This window comes from Nostoc sp. (genome assembly GCF_036917935.1).
In the GTDB taxonomy this organism is placed as follows: Bacteria; Cyanobacteriota; Cyanobacteriia; order Cyanobacteriales; family Nostocaceae; genus Nostoc.
Genome location: NZ_JBALEL010000062.1, coordinates 58,619 through 79,274 on the forward strand (window position 1 = coordinate 58,619; position 20,656 = coordinate 79,274).

The 20,656-nt window shown below is 42.4% G+C and carries 18 protein-coding genes and 1 pseudogene; 7 read left to right on the forward strand and 12 right to left on the reverse strand.

Annotation, left to right across the window (positions count from 1 at the left end):
• Positions 1-150: 150 nt before the first annotated feature.
• Entirely contained in the window at positions 151-873 is a 723-nt protein-coding gene (locus V7K62_RS26890; protein WP_334869534.1) for a DALR anticodon-binding domain-containing protein, read from the reverse strand.
• Between the two features lie 492 nt (positions 874-1,365).
• On the opposite strand from V7K62_RS26890, the gene V7K62_RS26895 reads away from it, so the two are divergent.
• Positions 1,366-2,085, forward strand: coding sequence for a Crp/Fnr family transcriptional regulator (locus V7K62_RS26895; protein ID WP_012412419.1), 720 nt, complete (start codon positions 1,366-1,368; stop codon positions 2,083-2,085).
• A gap of 55 nt (positions 2,086-2,140) precedes the next feature.
• Here V7K62_RS26895 and V7K62_RS26900 read toward each other — a convergent pair whose 3' ends face one another.
• The 5 genes from V7K62_RS26900 to V7K62_RS26920 all read right to left on the reverse strand — a co-directional run bounded on the left by V7K62_RS26900 (position 2,141) and on the right by V7K62_RS26920 (position 8,838).
• Positions 2,141-3,187: a PstS family phosphate ABC transporter substrate-binding protein gene (locus V7K62_RS26900; protein WP_334869536.1), complete on the reverse strand. Its 1,047-nt coding sequence runs from the start codon at positions 3,185-3,187 to the stop codon at positions 2,141-2,143.
• A 298-nt stretch (positions 3,188-3,485) separates the two neighbouring features.
• Positions 3,486-4,883 (reverse strand): ABC transporter substrate-binding protein, encoded by a 1,398-nt coding sequence (locus tag V7K62_RS26905; RefSeq protein ID WP_334869538.1) that lies wholly within the window; start codon positions 4,881-4,883, stop codon positions 3,486-3,488.
• Between the two features lie 152 nt (positions 4,884-5,035).
• Positions 5,036-6,082, reverse strand: a complete 1,047-nt coding sequence (locus tag V7K62_RS26910; protein WP_334869541.1) for a substrate-binding domain-containing protein — start codon at positions 6,080-6,082, stop codon at positions 5,036-5,038.
• 27 nt (positions 6,083-6,109) lie between these two features.
• Positions 6,110-7,513, reverse strand: coding sequence for a serine/threonine-protein kinase (locus V7K62_RS26915; RefSeq protein WP_334869543.1), 1,404 nt, complete (start codon positions 7,511-7,513; stop codon positions 6,110-6,112).
• A gap of 311 nt (positions 7,514-7,824) precedes the next feature.
• A complete protein-coding gene (locus tag V7K62_RS26920) occupies positions 7,825-8,838 on the reverse strand; it encodes a LysR family transcriptional regulator (RefSeq protein WP_334869545.1) in 1,014 nt (337 codons plus the stop codon).
• A 212-nt stretch (positions 8,839-9,050) separates the two neighbouring features.
• Here V7K62_RS26920 and V7K62_RS26925 point away from each other — a divergent pair, with 212 nt between their 5' ends.
• The 3 genes from V7K62_RS26925 (at position 9,051) to V7K62_RS26935 (ending at position 13,335) form a co-directional block, all read left to right on the forward strand.
• Positions 9,051-9,767, forward strand: a complete 717-nt coding sequence (locus V7K62_RS26925; protein ID WP_334869547.1) for an NnrU family protein — start codon at positions 9,051-9,053, stop codon at positions 9,765-9,767.
• An 866-nt stretch (positions 9,768-10,633) separates the two neighbouring features.
• Entirely contained in the window at positions 10,634-11,020 is a 387-nt protein-coding gene (locus V7K62_RS26930) for a thioredoxin family protein (RefSeq protein WP_334869549.1), read from the forward strand.
• Positions 11,021-11,232: 212 nt separating this feature from the next.
• Positions 11,233-13,335, forward strand: a complete 2,103-nt coding sequence (locus V7K62_RS26935; RefSeq protein ID WP_334869551.1) for an NAD(P)H-quinone oxidoreductase subunit 5 — start codon at positions 11,233-11,235, stop codon at positions 13,333-13,335.
• A 243-nt stretch (positions 13,336-13,578) separates the two neighbouring features.
• Here V7K62_RS26935 and V7K62_RS26940 read toward each other — a convergent pair whose 3' ends face one another.
• The gene (locus V7K62_RS26940) at positions 13,579-14,136 is read right to left on the reverse strand and encodes a hypothetical protein (RefSeq protein ID WP_334869553.1); all 558 of its coding nucleotides are present in this window, start codon (positions 14,134-14,136) and stop codon (positions 13,579-13,581) included.
• A gap of 292 nt (positions 14,137-14,428) precedes the next feature.
• Here V7K62_RS26940 and V7K62_RS26945 point away from each other — a divergent pair, with 292 nt between their 5' ends.
• Both V7K62_RS26945 and V7K62_RS26950 read left to right on the forward strand, forming a co-directional pair.
• Positions 14,429-14,656, forward strand: a complete 228-nt coding sequence (locus V7K62_RS26945; RefSeq protein ID WP_334869555.1) for a type II toxin-antitoxin system MqsA family antitoxin — start codon at positions 14,429-14,431, stop codon at positions 14,654-14,656.
• Entirely contained in the window at positions 14,646-14,861 is a 216-nt protein-coding gene (locus tag V7K62_RS26950) for a hypothetical protein (protein ID WP_334869557.1), read from the forward strand. The genes V7K62_RS26945 and V7K62_RS26950 overlap by 11 nt, the downstream gene beginning before the upstream one ends.
• 24 nt (positions 14,862-14,885) lie before the next feature.
• Here V7K62_RS26950 and V7K62_RS26955 read toward each other — a convergent pair whose 3' ends face one another.
• Both V7K62_RS26955 and V7K62_RS26960 read right to left on the reverse strand, forming a co-directional pair.
• Entirely contained in the window at positions 14,886-15,149 is a 264-nt protein-coding gene (locus tag V7K62_RS26955; RefSeq protein WP_334869559.1) for a ParE family toxin-like protein, read from the reverse strand.
• Entirely contained in the window at positions 15,146-15,376 is a 231-nt protein-coding gene (locus tag V7K62_RS26960; RefSeq protein ID WP_194000940.1) for a hypothetical protein, read from the reverse strand. Before V7K62_RS26960 ends, V7K62_RS26955 begins: the two co-directional genes overlap by 4 nt.
• 483 nt (positions 15,377-15,859) lie before the next feature.
• Between V7K62_RS26960 and V7K62_RS26965 the strand changes: the two genes are divergently transcribed.
• Positions 15,860-17,437, forward strand: coding sequence for an NAD(P)H-quinone oxidoreductase subunit 4 (locus V7K62_RS26965; protein ID WP_334869561.1), 1,578 nt, complete (start codon positions 15,860-15,862; stop codon positions 17,435-17,437).
• Positions 17,438-17,915: 478 nt separating this feature from the next.
• Here the strand turns inward: V7K62_RS26965 and V7K62_RS26970 are convergent, their stop codons facing one another.
• The 3 genes and pseudogenes from V7K62_RS26970 to V7K62_RS26980 form a co-directional block, all read right to left on the reverse strand.
• Complete coding sequence (locus V7K62_RS26970; RefSeq protein ID WP_334869563.1) at positions 17,916-18,131, reverse strand: hypothetical protein; 216 nt, start codon at positions 18,129-18,131, stop codon at positions 17,916-17,918.
• A 404-nt stretch (positions 18,132-18,535) separates the two neighbouring features.
• Positions 18,536-19,546: pseudogene (locus V7K62_RS26975) on the reverse strand (DUF4351 domain-containing protein).
• Positions 19,547-19,630: 84 nt separating this feature from the next.
• Complete coding sequence (locus V7K62_RS26980) at positions 19,631-20,629, reverse strand: sensor histidine kinase (protein WP_442937341.1); 999 nt, start codon at positions 20,627-20,629, stop codon at positions 19,631-19,633.
• Between the last annotated feature and the right edge of the window lie 27 nt (positions 20,630-20,656).

Below are 20,656 nucleotides of genomic sequence, written 5' to 3' on the forward strand. Positions count from 1 at the left end.
TAAATCAGAAAGGACACCGACGACTGGCCGTGTTTCGTCTCGGTGCCCCTGCTGGTTCGCTCCTCACACACCTGCTAATGTAGCCGAGGTGGTGCATTGAGTCAATAGCTATATTAAAGTTTTTATTTTTGCCTAAGCGAGATTACCGACTTATAACTCCAAGGGCGCAAAAACCCCCAAGTTTTCCTCTAGCACATATCTTAATACTGACTGAGTAGCCATGAGCAATCCGAGTCTGGCTTGGGCTAGCTCTGGTGAGGTAATTTTCACTTCACCCCAAATCCGGCAATTAGACCAAAACTTTTCAAAAGCTTGGCTCAAATTCAGCGCTACTTTTTCCCATTTCACAGAACCGCCAACATCAGGGCACTCTATATTGTCTATCACTTGTATTAACTCACTAATTAGACGACCCTCATCTAAGTGATTTAGCCGCAATATTCCGTCACAATTAAGCCAAGGTAGAGGGTTAGGAGAGATAACATCCCAAAAAGTTGGACTAGTATTTGGAACTGGTTCTCTAAGTTTAATCAATCCCTCTCTATGAGCCAGAAGCACTAGCGAACAGCAGCGTGCATGAGCATATTGAACAGTAAACAATGAATTTTGGGCATCAATTGTCCTCTCTGCTTCCCTGCTCTTCTGCTCCCCTGCTCCCTGCTCCCTGCCCGCCATCTCCCCCTCTCCCACTGAACTCCCGACTGCGAGACTTTGTAGCCAAGTCGCTAAAGTTGAGTCAGTTAATTCAAAATGTATCCAACCAGGGGGAACTATTTGGATGCTAAAAACGTCGCCACAGATCCCTGATAAATCAGAGGCGATCGCACTAGCAAGCTCCATCGCTTTTTGATTCTGAGATTTTGATAGTCGCAAGGATACATTTGAGGTGTATAAAACTCTATGAGCATCTCTACCTTTATATAGAGGAATTTTCTCATCTTTTATGCATATATTATCTACTTTGTAAGTATTAATGCTTAGTGATTTTATTAAATAACTGTACACTAGCTGTTTTATTGACGTATACTTGCTAACTGGTAATCTATAATGCACGTAATATTATTTAAATAGTCATGTAAGATATATTTGTTACTTTTCTGTCATCTATCTTGCGGTATAAATTTAATTTAGATGAAGAAAAATGAGAAGAGGATAAAATTTGATGAATAATCGATGAATAGTAAGTAAACTTTACTACCATCATTGTACAGTAGGAAGTATAACAAAAGAGTAGAGAGTAATTTGCTTTCTATTCTTTGGATTGGCTGGCGCTGTTAGGCGTTAAGCCTGCCTCGTCAACACAAAGACACTCCTTGCACCCTTTTATTTACGTCTTTGTCTTCAGCCGAACGCTCTTTGTTACCTATGCAATCTCCATCCTCCTTTTCTGAGGCATCACGGCCTTTTTTGACTTGGCAACGCATTCTTGACTGGGCTCAAGAACACTATCGCTGCCGCACCTTTAGCAAAGATGAGCGCATTCCAGCCCGGCCTGGATTGCTGTATTTGGTGCAAAGGGGTGCGATCCGCATGGTAGGAACCGCCCAAGTTAGTGCGACTGCCAGTCAGCTAACGTCTCGACGAATCAACAGAACCCCAGAAGAAGCGTTCTTGGGTTTTGTGGGAGCGGGACAGCCATTTGAAATTGTTGCTCAATCACCATTCACACTCCAGGCTTACGCCCATGTTGACCAAACTGCGGTGCTGTGGATGTACTGGCACGATTTAGACAATTGGCCTCACTTCCGTCGCGAAGTTATGGATGCCTTTAGGTATCAGCACCAGCGTAAGCTGCTGTGGCTGAGTGCCTTGGGACAACGCCGCACAATTGACCGACTCTTAGGATTTCTCACATTGTTAATTGAGGAATATGGAGAACCAGCAATGAGCGACACTGATCCTGATGTGATTCGCGGTTATTGTCTGCCCTTCCCCCTCACCCATGCCCAAATTGGTAGCGCGATTGGTTCCACTCGTGTCACCGTCACCCGCTTGATGGGTAAGCTGCGTCAACGTGGTTTAATCCTGACTCAAGGGGATAATCTCATTTGCTTGCCAGCAGAATCGATTAATAGAGCTGGTTAAGGTACAGTTCAGAGCGGCGATTTCCGCCACTCTGTCTTGAGTGCAATCGCAGGTGTCAGCGAATTTTGACAAATCCCGCTTGGGTAATCAGTTCCTGTCCCTGCTCAGTCAGCAGTAAGTTGGCGTAAGCGACACCTGCTTGCTGCTCAATCTGACCATTCTGTTTGACCACCACAAACAGATTGCGGGTAATCGGGTATTTTCCTGATTGGAAAGCCTCAATGTTCAACTTGTTCCGTTTACCAGGGCATTCAGACGGGAGGACAGAAGGTTCTTGGTATGGAGCAATGTATTGCCCTTGCGTGCGCCCCAACGGCAAGGCTTTGATTGAGCATTGAGGAATCACCTCTGGGGCAGAAGCGTAGTAGATACCAGCAGGACTACCAGCCAATTTTTGCAAGGCTTGGGTGGTTGTGGAGATAAATTCCACATTGGGGCTGAAAGCTTGACCACCCAAGATGTCTTGGACAAAAAGTTCGACTGTACCGCCATCAGCAATACGGCGAGAATAGGGCTTAATCGGGATATTGGGGCCACCCACCTGGCTCCAATTATTGATTTTGCCTGTGTAAATTGACTTTAACTGTTCTACCGTTAGTCCTGGGATATTGAGGTTGGGATTAACGGCGACCCCTAAACCATCAATTGCCACAGGAATTTGTTTTAAGCTGAACCCACGCTGTTGGGCACGGCTTAATTCCGGGTCTAGAACTGGTCGGGAGGACTGGGCAAAGGCTAGTTGACCATTTATTAAAGACTGAATCCCAGTACCAGAACCAGGAGATGCATTGCTGGGTTCTACATAGCGCAGCCGTAACTCTGGTCGCGCTGCTTGAATTGCTGGATCAACTACTAGTCGAATTGGTGCCCAAGATGTACTGCCTCCATAATTGAATAATCCTGTAGGAACATCCTTTACTAAAGAGAAAGTCCCGCTGCTAGGTTTTCCTGATGTAGCTTGGGGCGTTTTGGTGCTGTCAGAATTAATTGTATTTAGCTCCAGACCAGACTTTCTGCTGAACCACCAAAAACCGCCAGCTATTAGCCCGACGGTGATTAGAATTGATAATACAAGAATAGGTATTTCATTTTTTTGTGACATAGTAAATTACCCCCGCGTCCATTCAATACAAGTGCTTGATAGGTGCTTGCTACTTGAGATTGTATTTGGAGGACGGGTATTTTGTTAGCAAATTCTGACAAATCCTAACTTCTGACTACAATAGATGCCAAGGTATAATAAATTTCACCTGAATTATTCGTCTCTTCTCTCAAGGTTTGAGTGCTTGTGAGAATAAGTTGCGAGTTGACACTAATATTTTTCCCCATGAAGTTCAATTTCCCATCTTGAGGGTTTTTCCAGGTTAAGTATTGGTTAATTTTTAATTTTTTATTCCTGATTAACGCACTGGTTCAAAGTCATAACCAGTGCGAGAGCGAGAACCAGGAACAATTTTTACAAGTTGAACTGGCGCATTGCGATCGCCTGATGCTAAAAACCGAATTGTCCCAGAAGCGCCAGTAGCAGAAAAGTCAGAGGAGGCTACTGCTTGTTGGACTCCCGCTCTCGTAGGATTGCGTTCTAATGCTGCAATTAGAGCGACAGTGGCATCATAGCTGAGGGCGCTTCGCCAACTCACATCAGCGCCCCATAACTGCCGCGATTTCTGGGGAAAATCTGACTTAGGAGCGCCATCAATATGCCAGGGAACTGCCAATACCATCCCCGCAGCTTGCTCTGTGCCAATTTCTAAAGTTTTAGAGGTGTAAACATCATCTCCTCCCAGTAGAGTTAACCGTTTCTGGTTAATCTGAACTACTTGCAGCGCTTTATCCAGAGTTTCAGTGTTAGCAGCTAACATCAACACTTCTGCACCTTGCTTAGTTGCTTGTTCTAAACTTTTAGCCGCACTAAAATCCGCCTTGGATAAGTCAAATTCGCTGACTACCTGTCCACCCTCTAGGGAAACAGATGAAACAAACTCCGACTTTAAAGACTGGCTATAGTTACTCTGAGAATTAAAGAAAACCACTGCATTTTTTTTGTGTAAAGTTTTCACCATGTAGTTGGCTAAACTTCTCGCAGCCATAAAATCACTAGGAACCGTGCGAAAAACGTAGCGGCTAAAGTTAGAAATTTTGACAGATGTGCTGGTAGGAGAAATTGCTACAAGTTGCCCAGAATTATAGATAGTACCTGCGGCTAAGGTGGAATCGCTAGTATTCGGCCCAACCACGCCTAATACTTCGGAATTACTGACTAGAGTAGAAGCGATTTGCTTGGCTATTTCTGGATTGTCGTCGTCGTTAGCTATCCCTACCCTCAAAGGTACTCCCTTGACTCCTCCAGAGCTATTGACTTGATTTTGGGCTTGGGCGATGCCACGTAAAATTTCTAAAGAAGCATTGGAGTCAGTGCCGAATGGTACAGAAGCCACAATGGTGTAGCTCTTGGAAGAACCGATGCGGGCATTGTTAAGAAAAATTAATGCTTCTGGATCGTTACGGTTGAGTTTGAGAGCAGCTGTGAAATTGGCGATCGCTCTATCATAACTTTTAGTAGCGATCGCCTGTACTCCTTCTTTTTTCACTGGATAAATGTCACCCGGAGTAAAAGATTTTTCCCCAAAACTAATGCGGTCTTGTAAGGATGGATTGCTGCTTGGTTCCTGATTTTGAATGATGTTATTACCAATTTTGACCCCATTGTTAGTAAACCACCAAAAACCACCGCCAACTATTCCAACTGTCAGCAGCAGGGCCAAAGCTAAAATTGTGGTTTCATTTTTTTGTGACATGAACAAGTTTGAATAAAGTAGAATGTTTTTTATTTTTAAAACTTACGTCTTGAGAGAAAAAATGAACTAATCCAGAAGCAGAGAACACTGAGTCAATAAGAGTTTTTGCGTAAGTCCTAATTTAATTATTTGGCTAAATCTAACCATTCTGATCATTTAATTCTGACAAATCCAGCTTTTTCGATCAGTTCTTGACCTTGAGGTGTCAGCAGCCAATTTGCATAAGCTTCGCCAGCTTGCTGATCTGTTTGACCATTCTGTTTAACAATTACAAATAAATTGCGGGTAATTGCGTAGTCTCCACTACGAAATGCTTGACTATTCAACTTGTTACGTTTATCTGGACATTCAGATGGAGATACAACAGGTTGTTGATAAGGCGGCACAAATTGACCGCTTATCCGCCCTAGTGGTAGGGACTTAATCGTACACTGGGGTACAACTTCTGGGGCAGAAGCATAGTAAATTCCGCCAGTATTTGCTGCTACTTTTCGTACTGCTTCTGTGGTTGTGCCAACATAATTAACGTTGCTAGCAAAATTCTCTTTATTTAAAACATTTTCGACAAAAAACTCCACTGTTCCCCCGGCTTCTTTGCTGCGAGAGTAGACTGTAATTGGTAAATTCTGCCCACCCAACTGTTGCCAATTAGTAATCTTGCCCGTGTAGATGTCTTTGAGTTGGGCGACAGTTAAACCAGGGATATTGAGATTGTGATTAACTGCGATCGCAATACCATCAATCGCCACTGGAATTTCTTTCAAACTAAATTCTTTTTGTTTAGCTTCGGTATTTTCTTCAGCTTTAACTGAGCGAGAAGATTGAGAAAAAACTAGTTGATTATCTATCAACATCCGAATACCAGTTCCAGATCCTGCTTGGCCTGAAGCAGGTTGAGTGTAGCGTAAAGTAAATTGAGGACACAGGCTTTCTAGTACGGAGTCTACGTCTTTACGGATGGGTGCCCAGGTTGTACTACCACCATAGTTGAATGTCCCTTCTGGGAGATTTGGGACGTTACATCTGTTGTTAACAAACTGGTTTATGGGATTACCTGCGTTGCCACTCCCGGAAGTTTTAGGAACAGTTCCACTTAATTGCGCCCACCGTTCCATAAGGAACCATAAACCACCAAAGATTAAACCAATGGTGATGACGACGGCTAAGAAAAGACTTAGTGTTTCGTTTTTCTGAGACATAATGTGGCTGTTAGCACCAGAAGTTTTTTAAAGTAACAGAGATAATAATTTATAAATAAGTCGAAATACGGCTGTTAGTGAAATGGCTACTAAGCCTGCTGCAACTGCTAAAATAACCACTTCTTGAATGCCAAGAACCCCTCGTAAAAAGGGGAGAAAAAAAATAATTGCAAAAGTAATTGTCGGAATAATTAATAAATCGAACTTTTCAATCCACCGCCTGGTTTGGGCAAATATCAGTATCCCCAAAATCACACATGCAACAGTGAAAGTAGGTATTGGTGATTTTACTAGACTGAAGAGGGCGATCGCGATCAATGCACCCTCAAATCCACTAAATGCCGCCCCACCCAATAATTCCAATGTAGAAAACGCTGGTTGAGTTGGTGGACGACGGGGGACAACGGGACTAGAACCTTTGGTTGGTTGTGGCAGAAGTGTTATGGAGGGCGGATTAAGTTGTGTAGGGGCTTGAGCCGCCTGTGAGTTAAGTGCGCGTAGAACCTCCTGAGCTGACTGGAAGCGCTGATTAGCCGCAGGTAGCAACATCTTGTCTAAAATGTCAGCAAGCCGAGGGTTGACACTGACTTGAGTTCGCCATTTCCACTGGTTAGTATAGGCATCAAATAGTTGAATTGCTTCCTGATTTGTTAACAAGGTAATAAGAGTTACAGCTAAAGCGTATAAATCTGTAGATGGAAATACTTGCCCCCCAGCCATTTGTTCAGGCGGTGCAAATCCCATAGAATAAATTCCTGTGGAAGAAGCCGCAGAACCAGAAGCAACATTTGTTACTTGCTTGACTGCGCCAAAATCTAGTAAGAAAAGTTTACCATCACGACGACGCATGATGTTTGAAGGTTTGATATCTCTGTGAATAATGCCTCTGTCATGGACAAACTCTAGTACTCTCAGGATTTCTTGCAATACCTCCAACACTTGCTCTTGGGAAAATTTGCCCTGTTGAACTAATTCTTCCTCTAGGTTTTGCCCATCAATGTATTCTTGCACCAAGTAAAAAAATTGGTCTTGATCTCCTGGTTGCAAGCTATTAACTATCACTGGAAAGAAGGCAAACAAGTCAGGAATTTGCTCGTGATCGTTACCAAGCTGTGCTAAAACTTCTGCTTCTCTCTCAAACATTAACTGCGCTTGTTGCAGTTGAGTTAAGGTTAAATTTCCCGCTGGTTGAAACTGCTTAACCACGCATTGACGCATTCCCGGTATTCGGCGATCGCGTGCCAAAAATGCTGCTCCAAACCCGCCTCTTCCCAGCAGCTTCGTTGTCACGTATCGACCATCTAGCATCAGTGGCATACCACAGGTAGTGCAATACTTTTGCTGGATTGTTTTCAGTGTCGTAATATCATCTAAATCGGCAAAATAGTTTTTTGGGCGTGGACAACGTGGACGAGTGCAGTAAACTTCCATTTTCGTGATTAGTCAAAATAATTCGTAATTGATAATACTGGTCTTCTCTACAAGACGCTACGCGAATGGCGAGAAGTAAACTACGTAATTCGTAATTAGTTCAGGTTACATAGAAACTAAATTAATCAAGAACAGGAAACTTTTTGCCTGAAGTTAAACCCCTAGCTTGCCTACAGCACCCGGCACGAACAGCGATGGGTTAATAATTACGAATTACGTTAGCGACAGAGGAGCGTCATTACGAATTATTTAGTCATTGGTCATTTACAAAAAAAACAAAGTCCAAATGATAAAGGACTAATAACCTGATTTCAGTCTTCGCCAGATGAGGCGGGTGTCGCTACCTCCAATGTAGTTAACACTATGTTTTTTTGTGATAATTTTAACACATCTTGATTCCATCCTGGGTTAGCAAACTGGGGCAAAATTTCATGACTAAAGGCTTCTGCGGCCTTCGATCTATAGCGATTGGGATTACAAATCAGCCACAGCGTCCGTTTGACGACGACGCCTTCAATGGGAGTACGGTGCAGAACACCCATTTGTAACTCTTTAGCGATCGCACTAGTTGAAACAAAAGCAGCCCCTAAACCAGATTGCACAGCATTTTTAATCGCTTCAATGGAATTCAATTCCATTTCAACTTTAAAACGTCTGGTATCAATTTCACAGCGTCCTAGCACTTGGTCAATTACTTTGCGGATAGTCGATTGGGAATCTAGAGCAATGAATTGTAATTTATATAGGTCTTCTTTCTGGATTTTTTCAAGTTTAGCAAAAGGATGAAAGACAGGTATAATCAGCGCTAGCTCGTCCTCAGCGTAAGGAATAACTTCTAAAGATTCTGACAGTTCACCAGGAATTTCACCGCCGATAATTGCCAGATCAACTTGTCCGTTAGCCACACTCCAAGCAGTCCGCCGGGTAGAGTGGACGTGTAATTGCACTGCCACATCTGGATATTTTTGTCGGAACATACCGATCATTCTGGGCAAAAGATAAGTGCCGGTGGTTTGAGAAGCGCCGACAATTAAAGTACCACCTTGGAGATTTTGTAAATCCTCGATCGCGCGGCAGGTTTCCTGACAGAGACTGAGGATTTTTTCACCGTAGTTTAAGAGTAGATGCCCGGCTTCGGTTAATTGGGCGCGTCGTCCTCCACGATCGAATAAGGGGACATCGAGCTGCCGTTCGAGATTTTGGACTTGCAAACTGACGGCGGGCTGGGAGACGTAAAGACTATCAGCGGCACGCTTGAAGCTTCCTTCTTGAGCGATCGCTTTCAGGATACGTAACTGATCTAAAGTGAAAGGAAGGTCAGACATAAGGCTCAACCCACAAACTTTTAAAGGAGCGGATGCACGTAATAAATCCGGTTTGGCAGCAATCAACCGGACATGATTTGTTGCATATTAAACTTAAAGGCTTGACTCGAAAAAGACAGTAGCACAACATCTTGACTAAAGTCCCCTTTTGAATACTTTGTGGTATTGGTTGTACTGAATTCAGTTTTCTTTAAATTACTTCACCCGTATCTATGCTGCTGATTTCTTGGTTGACACCCAGTCATTTTGTCATACTAGGGTTACAAATAGTTTTTGCGATCGCTCACAGTGGAGGCGCTGCTTTGCGTCCAAGGGCCGAAAAATACATTGGCCCAAGGCTTTATCGCATTCTCTTTGCATTAGTCAGTCTCCCGTTGGCTGTGATATTAATTATTTACTTTTTTGGGCATCGCTATGATGGTTTGCAACTTTGGCAGGTACAAGGGGTGCTAGGAGTGCGAGAATTTGTTTGGCTGCTGTCAGCAATCTCGTTTTTGTTTTTATATCCTGCTACCTTCAATCTACTAGAAATTGCTGCCATTCAAAAGCCCCAAGTTCATCTCTATGAAACAGGAATTATTCGGATTACGCGTCATCCCCAGATGGTGGGACAAATAATTTGGTGTATTGCCCATACTCTCTGGCTGGGCACTACCTTTACCCTTGTGACTTCCATTGGATTGGTGTTGCATCACTTGTTTGGTGTTTGGCATGGGGATCGCCGTCTCGCGCATCGTTATGGAGAAGCCTTTGAAATTGCCAAACAGCGAACTTCAATTATTCCCTTTAAAGCAATTATTGACGGGCGTCAATCTCTCTTATGGCAGGAATTTTTCCGCCCTGCCTATTTGGGAGTTATCATTTTTATAGCTTTGCTTTGGTGGTCACACCCTCTGTTACTGGAAGCAACTAGTAGGATATCATGGTAAATTTAGATGATCCCCAGTGTCATCAGGAAATCTGAAATAGATGAGAATTTCAGCTTATCAATTGCCCCAAATCAATGTAGGATAAATTCAAACATCTATCAGTGAGGGTGCGTTTAGTCAGCTTGAGATTTTATATGGTTGGTAGTCGTTGGTCAGTTGCCTTTCCTTGGGAGAAAGTGGCAGATTCAGTCAAATCCCCAAGCGGCCACGGCAATCAGGAGTTTAACATCCAAAAAAATCCAACGCGACTTCTACGGTGGCTTTTTTGTCAGAGACACATTAACTCGCTCAATTTTTGCCTAATTATTAAGAGAAGGCAGAAGGCAGATAGCGCAGCGTTAGCGAGTCCGCGTACTCTGTAAGAGTTGCAAGCTAGCAAGAGCGTCTCGTAGAGAGCGTCAGGCAGGAGGCAGAAGGAAAGAATTATGAATGAAAACTTTAGTTCTGGTTATAAAACCCAGTTTAAAAAAAAGAATTGTATCAAGACGTGTAGCACGAGATACAAAGCATTCTTGCTTCAATCTCACACTTTTAAACGTGGGTTACTCCTGCCTCCTGAATCTGTGTGCTGAAATTTCTGTTCTGAAAGCATCTATCGGCAGTTACTGACTTGCCAATCCTCCACCCAAGTAGTCCTGAGTTCCTGAGTCCTGAGTCCTGAGTAAAAGCAAGCAACTTAGTATTCATTGCTTGGCAATTAGTCCCAATCCCCGCTTTACTCTAAAAGAAAAATAAACGAGTTCCTCATTCAATCCCCTAACTTCAGTTATGGACTTCTACTCAGCATCCAGAACTCGGAACTCAGCACTACTCAATTCGTACTGATAGCTAGTTTGATATAAAAACCTTATAATCCAAGAGGCGTCATGGTGTTGTCGGTTACTGAGCGGACATTTACTCAAGAAGTTTTAGAATCTCCTATTCCTGTTTTAGTTAATTTTGAAGCACCTTGGTGTGGCTTGTGTCGAGTTATCCACCCACTGCTGTTACAATTTCAAGCCCTGTGCGGGGATGAAATTAAATTAGTTGGGGTTAACGCCGATCAAAATTTTAAATTGTCTACTACTTATAGGCTAAAATCACTACCCACTTTACTATTGATTGAAAATGGCACTATTCGCCATCGCTTGGAATGCTTTCGCAGCAGAGAAGATTTACGTCTAGCTTTAGAAGAGATTAAAGCCAGTTACAGCAATTACCCCAAAATCTACAAAAGTTCAAAAACAGTGGACTTAGAGTATCGGTCAGCTTGATGGATATTGGGCATGGGGCATTGGGCATTGGGCATGGGGCTAATGACAAATGACTAATGACTAATGACCAATGACAAGTGACCAAATCTAAAACCATGCTTAATACCCCACCCAATCAGCCTTGGGTGGGTTATTTTATCCTAAAGGGTGTGTGTCACAATTATTAACAGTTTCGACACGCTAATCAAGAATTCTAAAAGTAGGCGTCAGTGATGGAAGTAATCTATCAGTATGCCTGGCTGATTCCGGTGTTCCCTCTTTTTGGGGCGATGCTGGTCGGTCTAGGGTTAATCTCGTTGAATCAGGTGACAAACCGCCTACGGCAGCTTAACGCTGTGGTGATTATCTCCATGATGGCAGCAGCTATGGGGCTGTCGTTTGCCTTGTTATGGAGTCAAATTCAAGGACACGCGCCTTATATCCGCACCTTTGAGTGGGCGGCAGCGGGTAATTTTCACCTGAGCATGGGCTACACTATTGACCACCTGACAGCCCTAATGCTGGTGATTGTCACAACGGTAGCCTGCTTAGTCATGGTTTACACCGATGGCTATATGGCTCACGATCCCGGTTACGTGAGGTTTTACGCCTATCTCAGTTTGTTTGGCTCCTCAATGTTAGGTCTGGTGGTCAGCCCCAACCTAGTACAGATTTATATATTCTGGGAACTGGTCGGGATGTGTTCCTACTTGCTGGTCGGCTTTTGGTACGATCGCAAATCAGCAGCCGATGCCGCGCAAAAAGCATTTGTCACCAACCGCGTGGGCGACTTTGGTCTATTACTCGGCATTTTGGGGCTGTACTGGGCAACGGGAAGCTTTGATTTTAATATCATGGGCGATCGCCTCGCCCAACTCGTAGAATCAGGTTCTATCAGCAATTTTCTCGCTGTCCTGTTTGCGATTTTAGTTTTCTTAGGGCCAGTTGCTAAATCAGCCCAATTCCCTCTCCATGTCTGGCTACCAGATGCGATGGAAGGCCCCACCCCCATTTCTGCCTTGATTCACGCGGCAACGATGGTGGCAGCGGGTGTTTTCCTAATTGCCCGGATGTACCCAGTATTTGAAGACGTTCCAGTCGCAATGAATGTCATTGCCTTTACTGGGGCGTTTACGGCGTTTTTGGGGGCAACCATTGCCATTACCCAAAACGACATCAAAAAGGGCTTGGCTTACTCCACCATTTCCCAACTCGGTTATATGGTGATGGCAATGGGAATAGGTTCCTACAGTGCTGGACTATTCCACCTGATGACCCACGCCTATTTCAAGGCGATGCTGTTCTTGGGTTCAGGTTCAGTAATTCATGGTATGGAAGGTGTGGTTGGACACGACCCCGCCTTAGCTCAAGATATGCGCTTGATGGGCGGACTGCGGAAGTATATGCCCGTCACAGCAACTACCTTTTTGATTGGTTGCTTGGCAATTTCTGGTATCCCGCCCTTTGCTGGCTTCTGGTCAAAAGATGAAATTCTAGGGAAGGCTTTTGAGGCTAATCCACTTCTCTGGTTCATCGGCTGGCTAACTGCCGGGATTACTGCTTTCTATATGTTTAGAATGTATTTCATGACATTTGAAGGCAAATTCCGGGGTACTGACGAGAAAATCAAACAAAAACTCAAGAGTGCTGCGGCGACAATTGTCCTGGAATTAGAGTCAGAAGAACTAGCCCCGAATTTTGGACCTGGGGCAATGAAGAAAGGAGAATTGGCGGCAACTAGTGAGCATCATGACTCCCATGACTCTCACGGGCATCACAGCGACTCGCCCCACGAATCGCCGTGGACAATGACTCTGCCATTAGTATTTTTGGCTGTGCCTTCGATTTTCATTGGTTTGGTGGGAACTCCCTACGCCAATTATTTTGAAGAGTTTATCTTTCCTCCTAGCGAAACTCTCACCGAAGTTCTAGAAAAGGCTTCCGAGTTCAATCCGACGGAATTCTACATTATGGCGGGTGCCTCAGTCGGAATTTCTTTGATTGCGATTACCCTGGCTTCGCTGATGTATTTGCGCCATAAGATTGACCCGGCTGCGATCGCTGCTAAAATCCAACCACTTTACGAGTTATCCCTCAACAAGTGGTACTTTGATGACATTTACCATCGGGTTTTTGTTGTCGGCTTGCGTCGCCTAGCTAGACAAGTTATGGAAGTTGATTTCCGCGTTGTTGATGGTGCTGTTAACCTCACAGGCTTTTTCACCCTTGTTAGTGGTGAAGGTCTGAAGTACCTAGAAAACGGTCGCGCTCAATTCTACGCCTTGATCGTATTTGGGGCGGTTTTGGGCTTAGTGATTGTCTTTGGTGTTACCTGATTTTCATCGGGGTGGGCGACTGTCCGCCCCTAAGTTTTTTAAGAGTCTAATTTAGACTCTTTTTTTTTGCTGATAGTTCAGTAATTCAATGTCTGAGATTGTTTAGAATTAACAAGAAGTTTTATGATGTTTACTTCCAGTAAGATAAGAAGTACTGTATGAGAAAATAACTTGCCTTGATAGTAGCAAATTCTCATCTGTATCAGAGGTTATGTTAGACCGGAGACTTTGATTATATCGATATCAACGCCAAGAGTAAAACACTACGATTTCGATTATAAAATCCACAAGCTTGTCCAATTCACTTGAACTGGTTTGCACTGTCGTATCCATGTCACCAGTACTCAATATTTGTGCAACAGGCTTTCCCGTATTGCGCTGCCAAACTTCTCCCCACTGACCATCATTACAATCAGCGTCACCTTCATTGACAACCATTCGTAATTGCATTGTCAATTTATCTGAAGTAATAATATCAAAATCTACCCAGTAATACTGTCCAATATCATCGAAATACTTTGATCGATGCCCTCCATAAAGCCTAACATTTTCTCTATGATGATCAGGTATGTTTGGACATTCTAAGTATTTTGCCGTACTACATTTTCCTAGAATTGAAACTGACCGAATTGAAAGGATCATTTCATCGAATGTATCCATCCAAGTGAGTGCCTCTCTTAGTTCGGCGAACGATTCTCCCTCTAGTGGATGTTTATTTTTAACAGGAGACAAATTATTAATGCAAGTAGGCCATTTAACTTGCCTATCTTCTTTACTATACAGAATCCACTTCTTCGTCATAGCAATTGCTTAAGCTCACTCCAAATCCATGATACCTGAAAGTATCGCAGAAAAGCTAAAGATTCATTTACAAATTGTAAAAATTTTACATCAACAAGATTTAAAAAAAGGCTATGGTTCGGTTTATTTGCCTTTTGCGTTAGAGAGAAAATATCCCATAGCCAAGTATGTTTGCATGAATTTTGAATATCTAAAATGGTACAAAATTAAACCCTAGCTCACATCTGCCCGATCCGACTTTGCATAAATGAGTAGAAATTTGGTTAGATGGTTTTACAATTAGGAGACAAAGATGATGAAATGCGTAATTTGTCAGCATGGAGTTACTAAAGCGGGTTTAGTAACTGTGACATTAGAAAGAGATCAATGTATTATTGTTTTAAAAAAAGTTCCAGCAGAAATTTGTGATAACTGCGGTGAATATTATTTAAGTGATGCAGTTACCGAACAGGTTTTAAAAAAAGCAGAGTCAGCAATTAATAATGGAGCAGAATTAGAGATCATTAGATATGCCGCTTAATGTTCTTATTGGCGTTTTTGCTTTAGCAATAAGTTTGACTACGCGATCGCTTAAGGTTAAGCTTTGTGATCGCGCTTTCTCTATTAAAAAGCTAAGACAAGTTATGGAAATTGACTTCCGCTTTGTTGATAGTGCCGTTAACCTCACAGGTTTTTGCACCTTTGTCAGAGGTGAAGGTCTAAATTACCTAGAAATTTTATTATAAGTGTTAAATAAAAGAGCGATCGCGTTATGAAAAAAAGCTCTCATAATCGTCATGACTACCTATCCAGAACCATGTAACTGTGTCACCCTCCAAAACCCCAATTGCTCGATAATTGCGAGTTATTCTGACAGACCAAATATTCTCATCGTTATTTATACATTTGAAATGCAAAGACGGATGAAAAGGATTTTCTCTCCATAAGTGATAAGCTTTTCTTGCACTCTGTCTAACTTGCTTGTCAAGGGACTGATATTTATCCCAAAAACAAGGAAGGGTTGCAGACTTCATAAATTTTCATAGTTCATTGGTTTTGCAAGTCCTTCTGCAATCTCTCTTTTAGCAGATTGGGCAGATGCAATCAGTTGTTGTTGAGTTTTCTTAAATGATTTATTCCATTTCAATTCATCTTGCAAATCTTCCAGGTACTCTCGGAGATGTTCTGCAACTCTTTCTTGGACATCTTCAGATAAAGATTCCATCATCTTAATTACAGTAGCGATCGCTGGAGATGACATAATAGAATTTCCCTTATCAACTTTCCCTGTCTATTTTACTAAAAAACTCAATCAAATCGCCCACTGTAGTCCCAAAGCTCTAAAGCGGGGAAAATGGCTTTCAATTTGTGCGATTATCATTATGGTTAGTTATCCTGTCATCCTTTTTTGCACCAAATCGTTTTTTTCAACAACCACCAAACAGCATCGTGTATTTTTAGCGATGCGCGAGGCTACGCGTAGACGCGGAGCGGCTTGTCGTAGACATCGCACCACTAAACTATAATTTTAGCGGCTTTTTTAGGGTAAACTTTTGACTTGACTGGGAGTATCCCAACCCACATTCCGCACCGCCAAGTGTCAAAAGAGACTCCCAAGAGAAAAAATCGGGGATTGCCAATTTAATTAAATCAACCTAACGAGGAAGACTAAATCCCCAAAAAGCTGTTAGTTAATAACTAGTGACTTTTTGCCAAACATGATTTTGATAGCAGACAAATTGTGATGAATACAGCTAATTTTCCGTGGCTGACGACGATTATTCTGTTACCGATAGCCGCGTCTCTACTTCTTCCCATCATCCCTGACAAAGAAGGCAAAACAGTGCGCTGGTACTCCCTCATCGTAGGGCTGATAGATTTTGCACTAATTGTTTACGCTTTTTATACTGGGTATGATTTTTCCAATCCAGATTTGCAGTTGGTGGAGAGTTACCCCTGGGTACCACAACTGGGTTTGAATTGGTCAGTAGGGGCAGATGGCTTGTCCATGCCCCTAATCATTTTGACTGGATTCATTACCACGCTGGCGATTTTAGCAGCTTGGCCTATTACCTTCAAGCCCAAGCTATTTTACTTCTTGATTTTGGCAATGTATGGCGGTCAGATTGCCGTGTTCGCTGTCCAGGATATGCTGTTGTTTTTCCTGGTGTGGGAACTGGAACTAGTACCGATATACTTTCTGCTGTCGATTTGGGGAGGCAAAAGGCGGCAATATGCAGCGACCAAATTTATTTTATACACCGCTGGCGGTTCGCTGTTTATTTTACTGTCTGCCCTGACAATGGGATTTTACGGCGATACGGTGACATTCGACATGCGATCGCTCGCCCTCAAGGATTTCGCCCTGAATTTCCAACTTGCCCTCTATGCTGGCTTCCTGATTGCTTACGGCGTCAAGTTGCCGATTATTCCCTTGCACACTTGGCTACCTGATGCCCACGGTGAAGCTACAGCCCCTGTACACATGTTATTGGCAGGTATTCTCCTGAAAATGGGCGGTTACGCCTTAATTCGGATGAATGCCCAAATGCTCCCTGATGCCCACGCTTATTTTGCGCCAGTATTGGTAGTTTTGGGGGTAGTTAATATCATCTACGCTGCCTTGACATCCTTTGCCCAACGCAACCTGAAGCGAAAAATTGCCTACTCCTCAATTTCTCACATGGGCTTTGTGATGATTGGTATCGCCTCCTTCACCGATTTGGGATTGAGTGGGGCAGTATTGCAAATGGTTTCTCACGGGTTAATTGGGGCAAGTTTGTTCTTCCTGGTTGGCGCAACTTACGATCGCACACACACCCTGATGTTGGATGAAATGGGCGGTATCGCTAAGAGAATGCCAAAGATTTTCGCCATGTTCACCACCTGTTCAATGGCTTCTTTAGCATTGCCAGGGATGAGCGGTTTCGTGGCAGAATTGATGGTATTTGTGGGCTTTGCTACTAGCGATGCTTATAGCTCTACCTTCAAAGTGATCGTGGTGTTCTTGATGGCAGTGGGAGTGATTTTAACTCCGATTTATCTGCTGTCGATGTTGCGAGAAATTTTCTACGGTAAAGAGAACGAAGAATTAGTTTCTCACCAAGCTTTGATAGATGCCGAACCCCGTGAAGTATTTATCATTGCCTGTTTGTTAATTCCAATTATTGGTATTGGTTTCTATCCAAAATTGCTGACTCAGATGTATGACGCTACAACTGTACAATTGACGGCAAGATTGCGTGATTCCGTGCCGACATTAGCACAGCAAAAAGACGAAACACTAAAGGTTTCTTTGAGTGCGCCCCAAATCGCTAATTAAGTTGGGATCGCTAGTTTAGTTTAAATATTTTTTAGTTTGAGGGCGGGTTGTGTACCTGCCCTTTTTTGATGTACATTGCTTGGAGGCGATCGCTTAATCAATTTTCTAGTTTAAATCTTCAAAATACTTCTATTTTTCTCTAATGCCAAGAAGGTTTCCTCACCTCTGTAGACAATATTAATTTGTCCTCCAAACACATCATCAATAGCCAAAAACTTCTTGCCATTTATCTCTTCAAATTCGCAATTCCCGATGATTCTAGAAATATTTCCAATGTCAATATAATTAGCCGTACTTATCTGTTCAACACCCGTTAACTAGGTAGGTGAGAAAATTTATAACTATGTCATTGCGTTCGCCCTTGGCGTTCCCGCAGGGTACGTAACGAAGTGGAGTGTTCGCGTAGCGTGTCGTAGACAAGCAATCGCAAGGTTTTCACCGCTTTTACTTTTCGTTAGATAGTTAGGTTTATTTGTGCCTACCTACTTAATCGGATGAAAATATAGGGTTCACCAAGGGTAATACTTTTTTTTATTTCATCAGGCAACCAAACAGAATCCCAGTCAATAGCTAAAGTTATGGCTTGTTCATATCCAATGTTATAGAAAATAGCTATCCAATAAGAATCATGTAATGTATATTGTTCATTAAAATCTCCAAGCTCATATTTTTGCCTGACTGCCAAGGTAAGCAATTATTAATAAGCTCTTGATAAAGCCAACTTGGGTAAGAATTTTCTATCAAATTAAACAGCCCTACTTTTTAAGCTTTTTTGGAGGGATTTGCAAAATGAACTTGGCTAATCAAAATATATAGCAATCCTAAATAATTCATTAAACTTTTCTCTTTTTTCTCTTCGGGGTTAAGGTTAAAACTCTTTGTCCAAGTCAATGCTGATTCGGTATAGCGTTTCCTAATGACATGAGTTACATCATAGCCCCCTCTCGAAGAGCGGGGAGGGGGTTGGGGGTGGGGTTCTTGTACCTCACTAAACTGAGAACTGCTATAAAGTAAAAAAACTCATCGAACTGAGTCCAAAAAATCCTCTATGTGGTAAGCGAGTAGATGTATTTTTTACAATTTTCATAAAAATATATTTTAAGCTGATTGATTTGTTTGCAACCAGTTAAGTAAATCTTCCATAGCAGTAAAATATAACAAAGCTTCACCAAGGGTTTCTAATTGATTTAAAGAAAGAGATTGGATGCGTTTTTGCAATTCTGGTGATAATTCTCCCACTCGTCTTTGTAGTAATTTTAAAATAAGTCGTTGTTCACCTTCTTGTTCACCTTCTTGTTTACCTTCTTGTTTTCCGCGCTCGTAGCCGATGCGCTCACCTGTAGTTACATATCTCATAGTCCGCTCCTGCTCAAATTGTTTAAACTCTTCCCAAAACTGATTTTCCAATGCCTTTGGTAATATCATAACCCAATCGATAAATCGATACAGATTACGAATATCCTGCTCTTCTAAACCCAAATCATATAGCCTACGAATTAAACTAAATTTCCATATTTTGCGTTGTTCGGGTGATGAGCGTGTCTGCTGCGTTTTCAAATGCGCCATGACGACAGTTGCAAATGGATTATCGCTATTTTCTAACTCGTGAAAGCGATTTTCGTAATCTAAAAGTTTAATACTGCCAAATTCAAAAGTTAAGCGAGTATTGGGATAATTGTAACTGTAATTGCTTGGTCGCCATTCGCGGTTTGGATCGCAGAGAATTGCAAGGCTAATTGCTGGTCGATCAAAGCGGTCAAATATGCGAAAGTTGTAGGTAAACATCCGCTTGGGAAAGTTATCTTCTTTGTGAAAAGAATTTCAACATGGACTAATAACCAAAGTTCTTCCCCTTGGGTTTGCCAAACCTTGACTAATTGATCGGCATATCGCTTACCCTGTTCGGCTTCACGAGCAAGTTGATTGAAATTCTTTATCTAGAAATTGGTATGGACGTTCCCAATCAATTAATGCAGAAGTTTCTAGAAAAAAGAAATGCATTGCTTGGGGAAAATAAGCTTCTATAATTTCTTTCCAAGGGCTATCAAAATCAGCGCGTAGGCGTAGCCCGTCGTAGACATCGCTAACATTGATTATGTCATTTGTCATTTGCCCATAGTAGCATCAAATTCTGGATAGAGTAGCAGTACTTGCAGTGACTAGTTTAGAACTTTGCTTAATCGGAATCTCGACCTAAAATTCTGCTCCTTGTCGTGGTTCCGAAATACACCAAATAGCTCCGTTGTGTTTTTCTATGACAATCTGAGCGCTAATTGCCAGTCCTAATCCTGTGCCTTTACCTGCGGCTTTTGTAGTAAAGAAAGGGTCAAATAATCGTTGCTTAACTACTTCGGTCATGCCTGGGCCATTATCTGCAATTTGTATAGTTATGCGATCGGAGTTGCGTAACTCAGTACGAATTACAATCTGGCTGGGGTTAGCTTTTATATTCTCAGGAATTCGCTGACTGTTATAACTATCCAGGGCGTCAAGAGCATTACTGATGAGATTCATAAACACCTGATTGAGTTGTCCGGCATAGCACTCCACTAAGGGAATATCACCATATTCTTTTACTATTTCAATTCCGGCAATTTCCGACGTTTTTTTGAAGCGATTTTGTAAAATCAGTAGTGTGCTATCAATACCTTCATGAATGTTGACAGGCTTCATGTCTGCTTCGTCAAGTCGAGAAAAATTCCGCAAGGATAGAACTATTTCACGAATGCGATTAGCTCCCATTTTCATTGAAACTAATATTTTAGGTAGATCCTCAGCCATAAAGTCAAGGTCGAGCGCTTCTATATGATCTTGTACTTTAGGTGTTGAATGAGTATTAGACTTCTGATAAAGTTTTACCAGTTTCAATAAGCCCAGCGTATATTCACTTACATGGGTCAGATTGCCGTAGATAAAGTTAACTGGGTTATTGATTTCATGAGCTACACCAGCCACTAATTGACCTAAACTCGACATTTTTTCGGTCTGAATCAGTTGAGCTTGAGTCTGTTTGAGATTGTGCAAAACTTGGTTGAGTTGTTCTGCCTGAGTCGTAGCAGCAACAGTAGCAGCGCGGCTTTGATTATACAATTGGGCCTGGTCAATGGCGATCGCTAACTGGAAGGCTGACAACGGCAAAAAAACCGTTAGGAAGTTTTTGATTAAAACTCGTGAATGGATCTGTGGTGACATATATGATACTTAGGTACAACTCACAAA

Bases quoted from the DNA above. Each gene is read 5' to 3' on its own strand.
- V7K62_RS26925 (WP_334869547.1), top strand. From the start codon at position 9,051: ATGCTGCTGATTTCTTGGTTGACACCCAGTCATTTTGTCATACTAGGG.
- V7K62_RS26910 (WP_334869541.1), bottom strand. From the start codon at position 6,082: ATGTCTCAGAAAAACGAAACACTAAGTCTTTTCTTAGCCGTCGTCATC.
- V7K62_RS26980 (WP_442937341.1), bottom strand. From the start codon at position 20,629: ATGTCACCACAGATCCATTCACGAGTTTTAATCAAAAACTTCCTAACG.
- V7K62_RS26950 (WP_334869557.1), top strand. From the start codon at position 14,646: ATGCCGCTTAATGTTCTTATTGGCGTTTTTGCTTTAGCAATAAGTTTG.
- V7K62_RS26935 (WP_334869551.1), top strand. From the start codon at position 11,233: ATGGAAGTAATCTATCAGTATGCCTGGCTGATTCCGGTGTTCCCTCTT.
- V7K62_RS26965 (WP_334869561.1), top strand. From the start codon at position 15,860: ATGAATACAGCTAATTTTCCGTGGCTGACGACGATTATTCTGTTACCG.
- V7K62_RS26905 (WP_334869538.1), bottom strand. From the start codon at position 4,883: ATGTCACAAAAAAATGAAACCACAATTTTAGCTTTGGCCCTGCTGCTG.
- V7K62_RS26900 (WP_334869536.1), bottom strand. From the start codon at position 3,187: ATGTCACAAAAAAATGAAATACCTATTCTTGTATTATCAATTCTAATC.
- V7K62_RS26955 (WP_334869559.1), bottom strand. From the start codon at position 15,149: ATGAAGTCTGCAACCCTTCCTTGTTTTTGGGATAAATATCAGTCCCTT.
- V7K62_RS26930 (WP_334869549.1), top strand. From the start codon at position 10,634: ATGGTGTTGTCGGTTACTGAGCGGACATTTACTCAAGAAGTTTTAGAA.
- V7K62_RS26960 (WP_194000940.1), bottom strand. From the start codon at position 15,376: ATGTCATCTCCAGCGATCGCTACTGTAATTAAGATGATGGAATCTTTA.
- V7K62_RS26920 (WP_334869545.1), bottom strand. From the start codon at position 8,838: ATGTCTGACCTTCCTTTCACTTTAGATCAGTTACGTATCCTGAAAGCG.
- V7K62_RS26895 (WP_012412419.1), top strand. From the start codon at position 1,366: ATGCAATCTCCATCCTCCTTTTCTGAGGCATCACGGCCTTTTTTGACT.
- V7K62_RS26940 (WP_334869553.1), bottom strand. From the start codon at position 14,136: ATGACGAAGAAGTGGATTCTGTATAGTAAAGAAGATAGGCAAGTTAAA.
- V7K62_RS26945 (WP_334869555.1), top strand. From the start codon at position 14,429: ATGATGAAATGCGTAATTTGTCAGCATGGAGTTACTAAAGCGGGTTTA.
- V7K62_RS26915 (WP_334869543.1), bottom strand. From the start codon at position 7,513: ATGGAAGTTTACTGCACTCGTCCACGTTGTCCACGCCCAAAAAACTAT.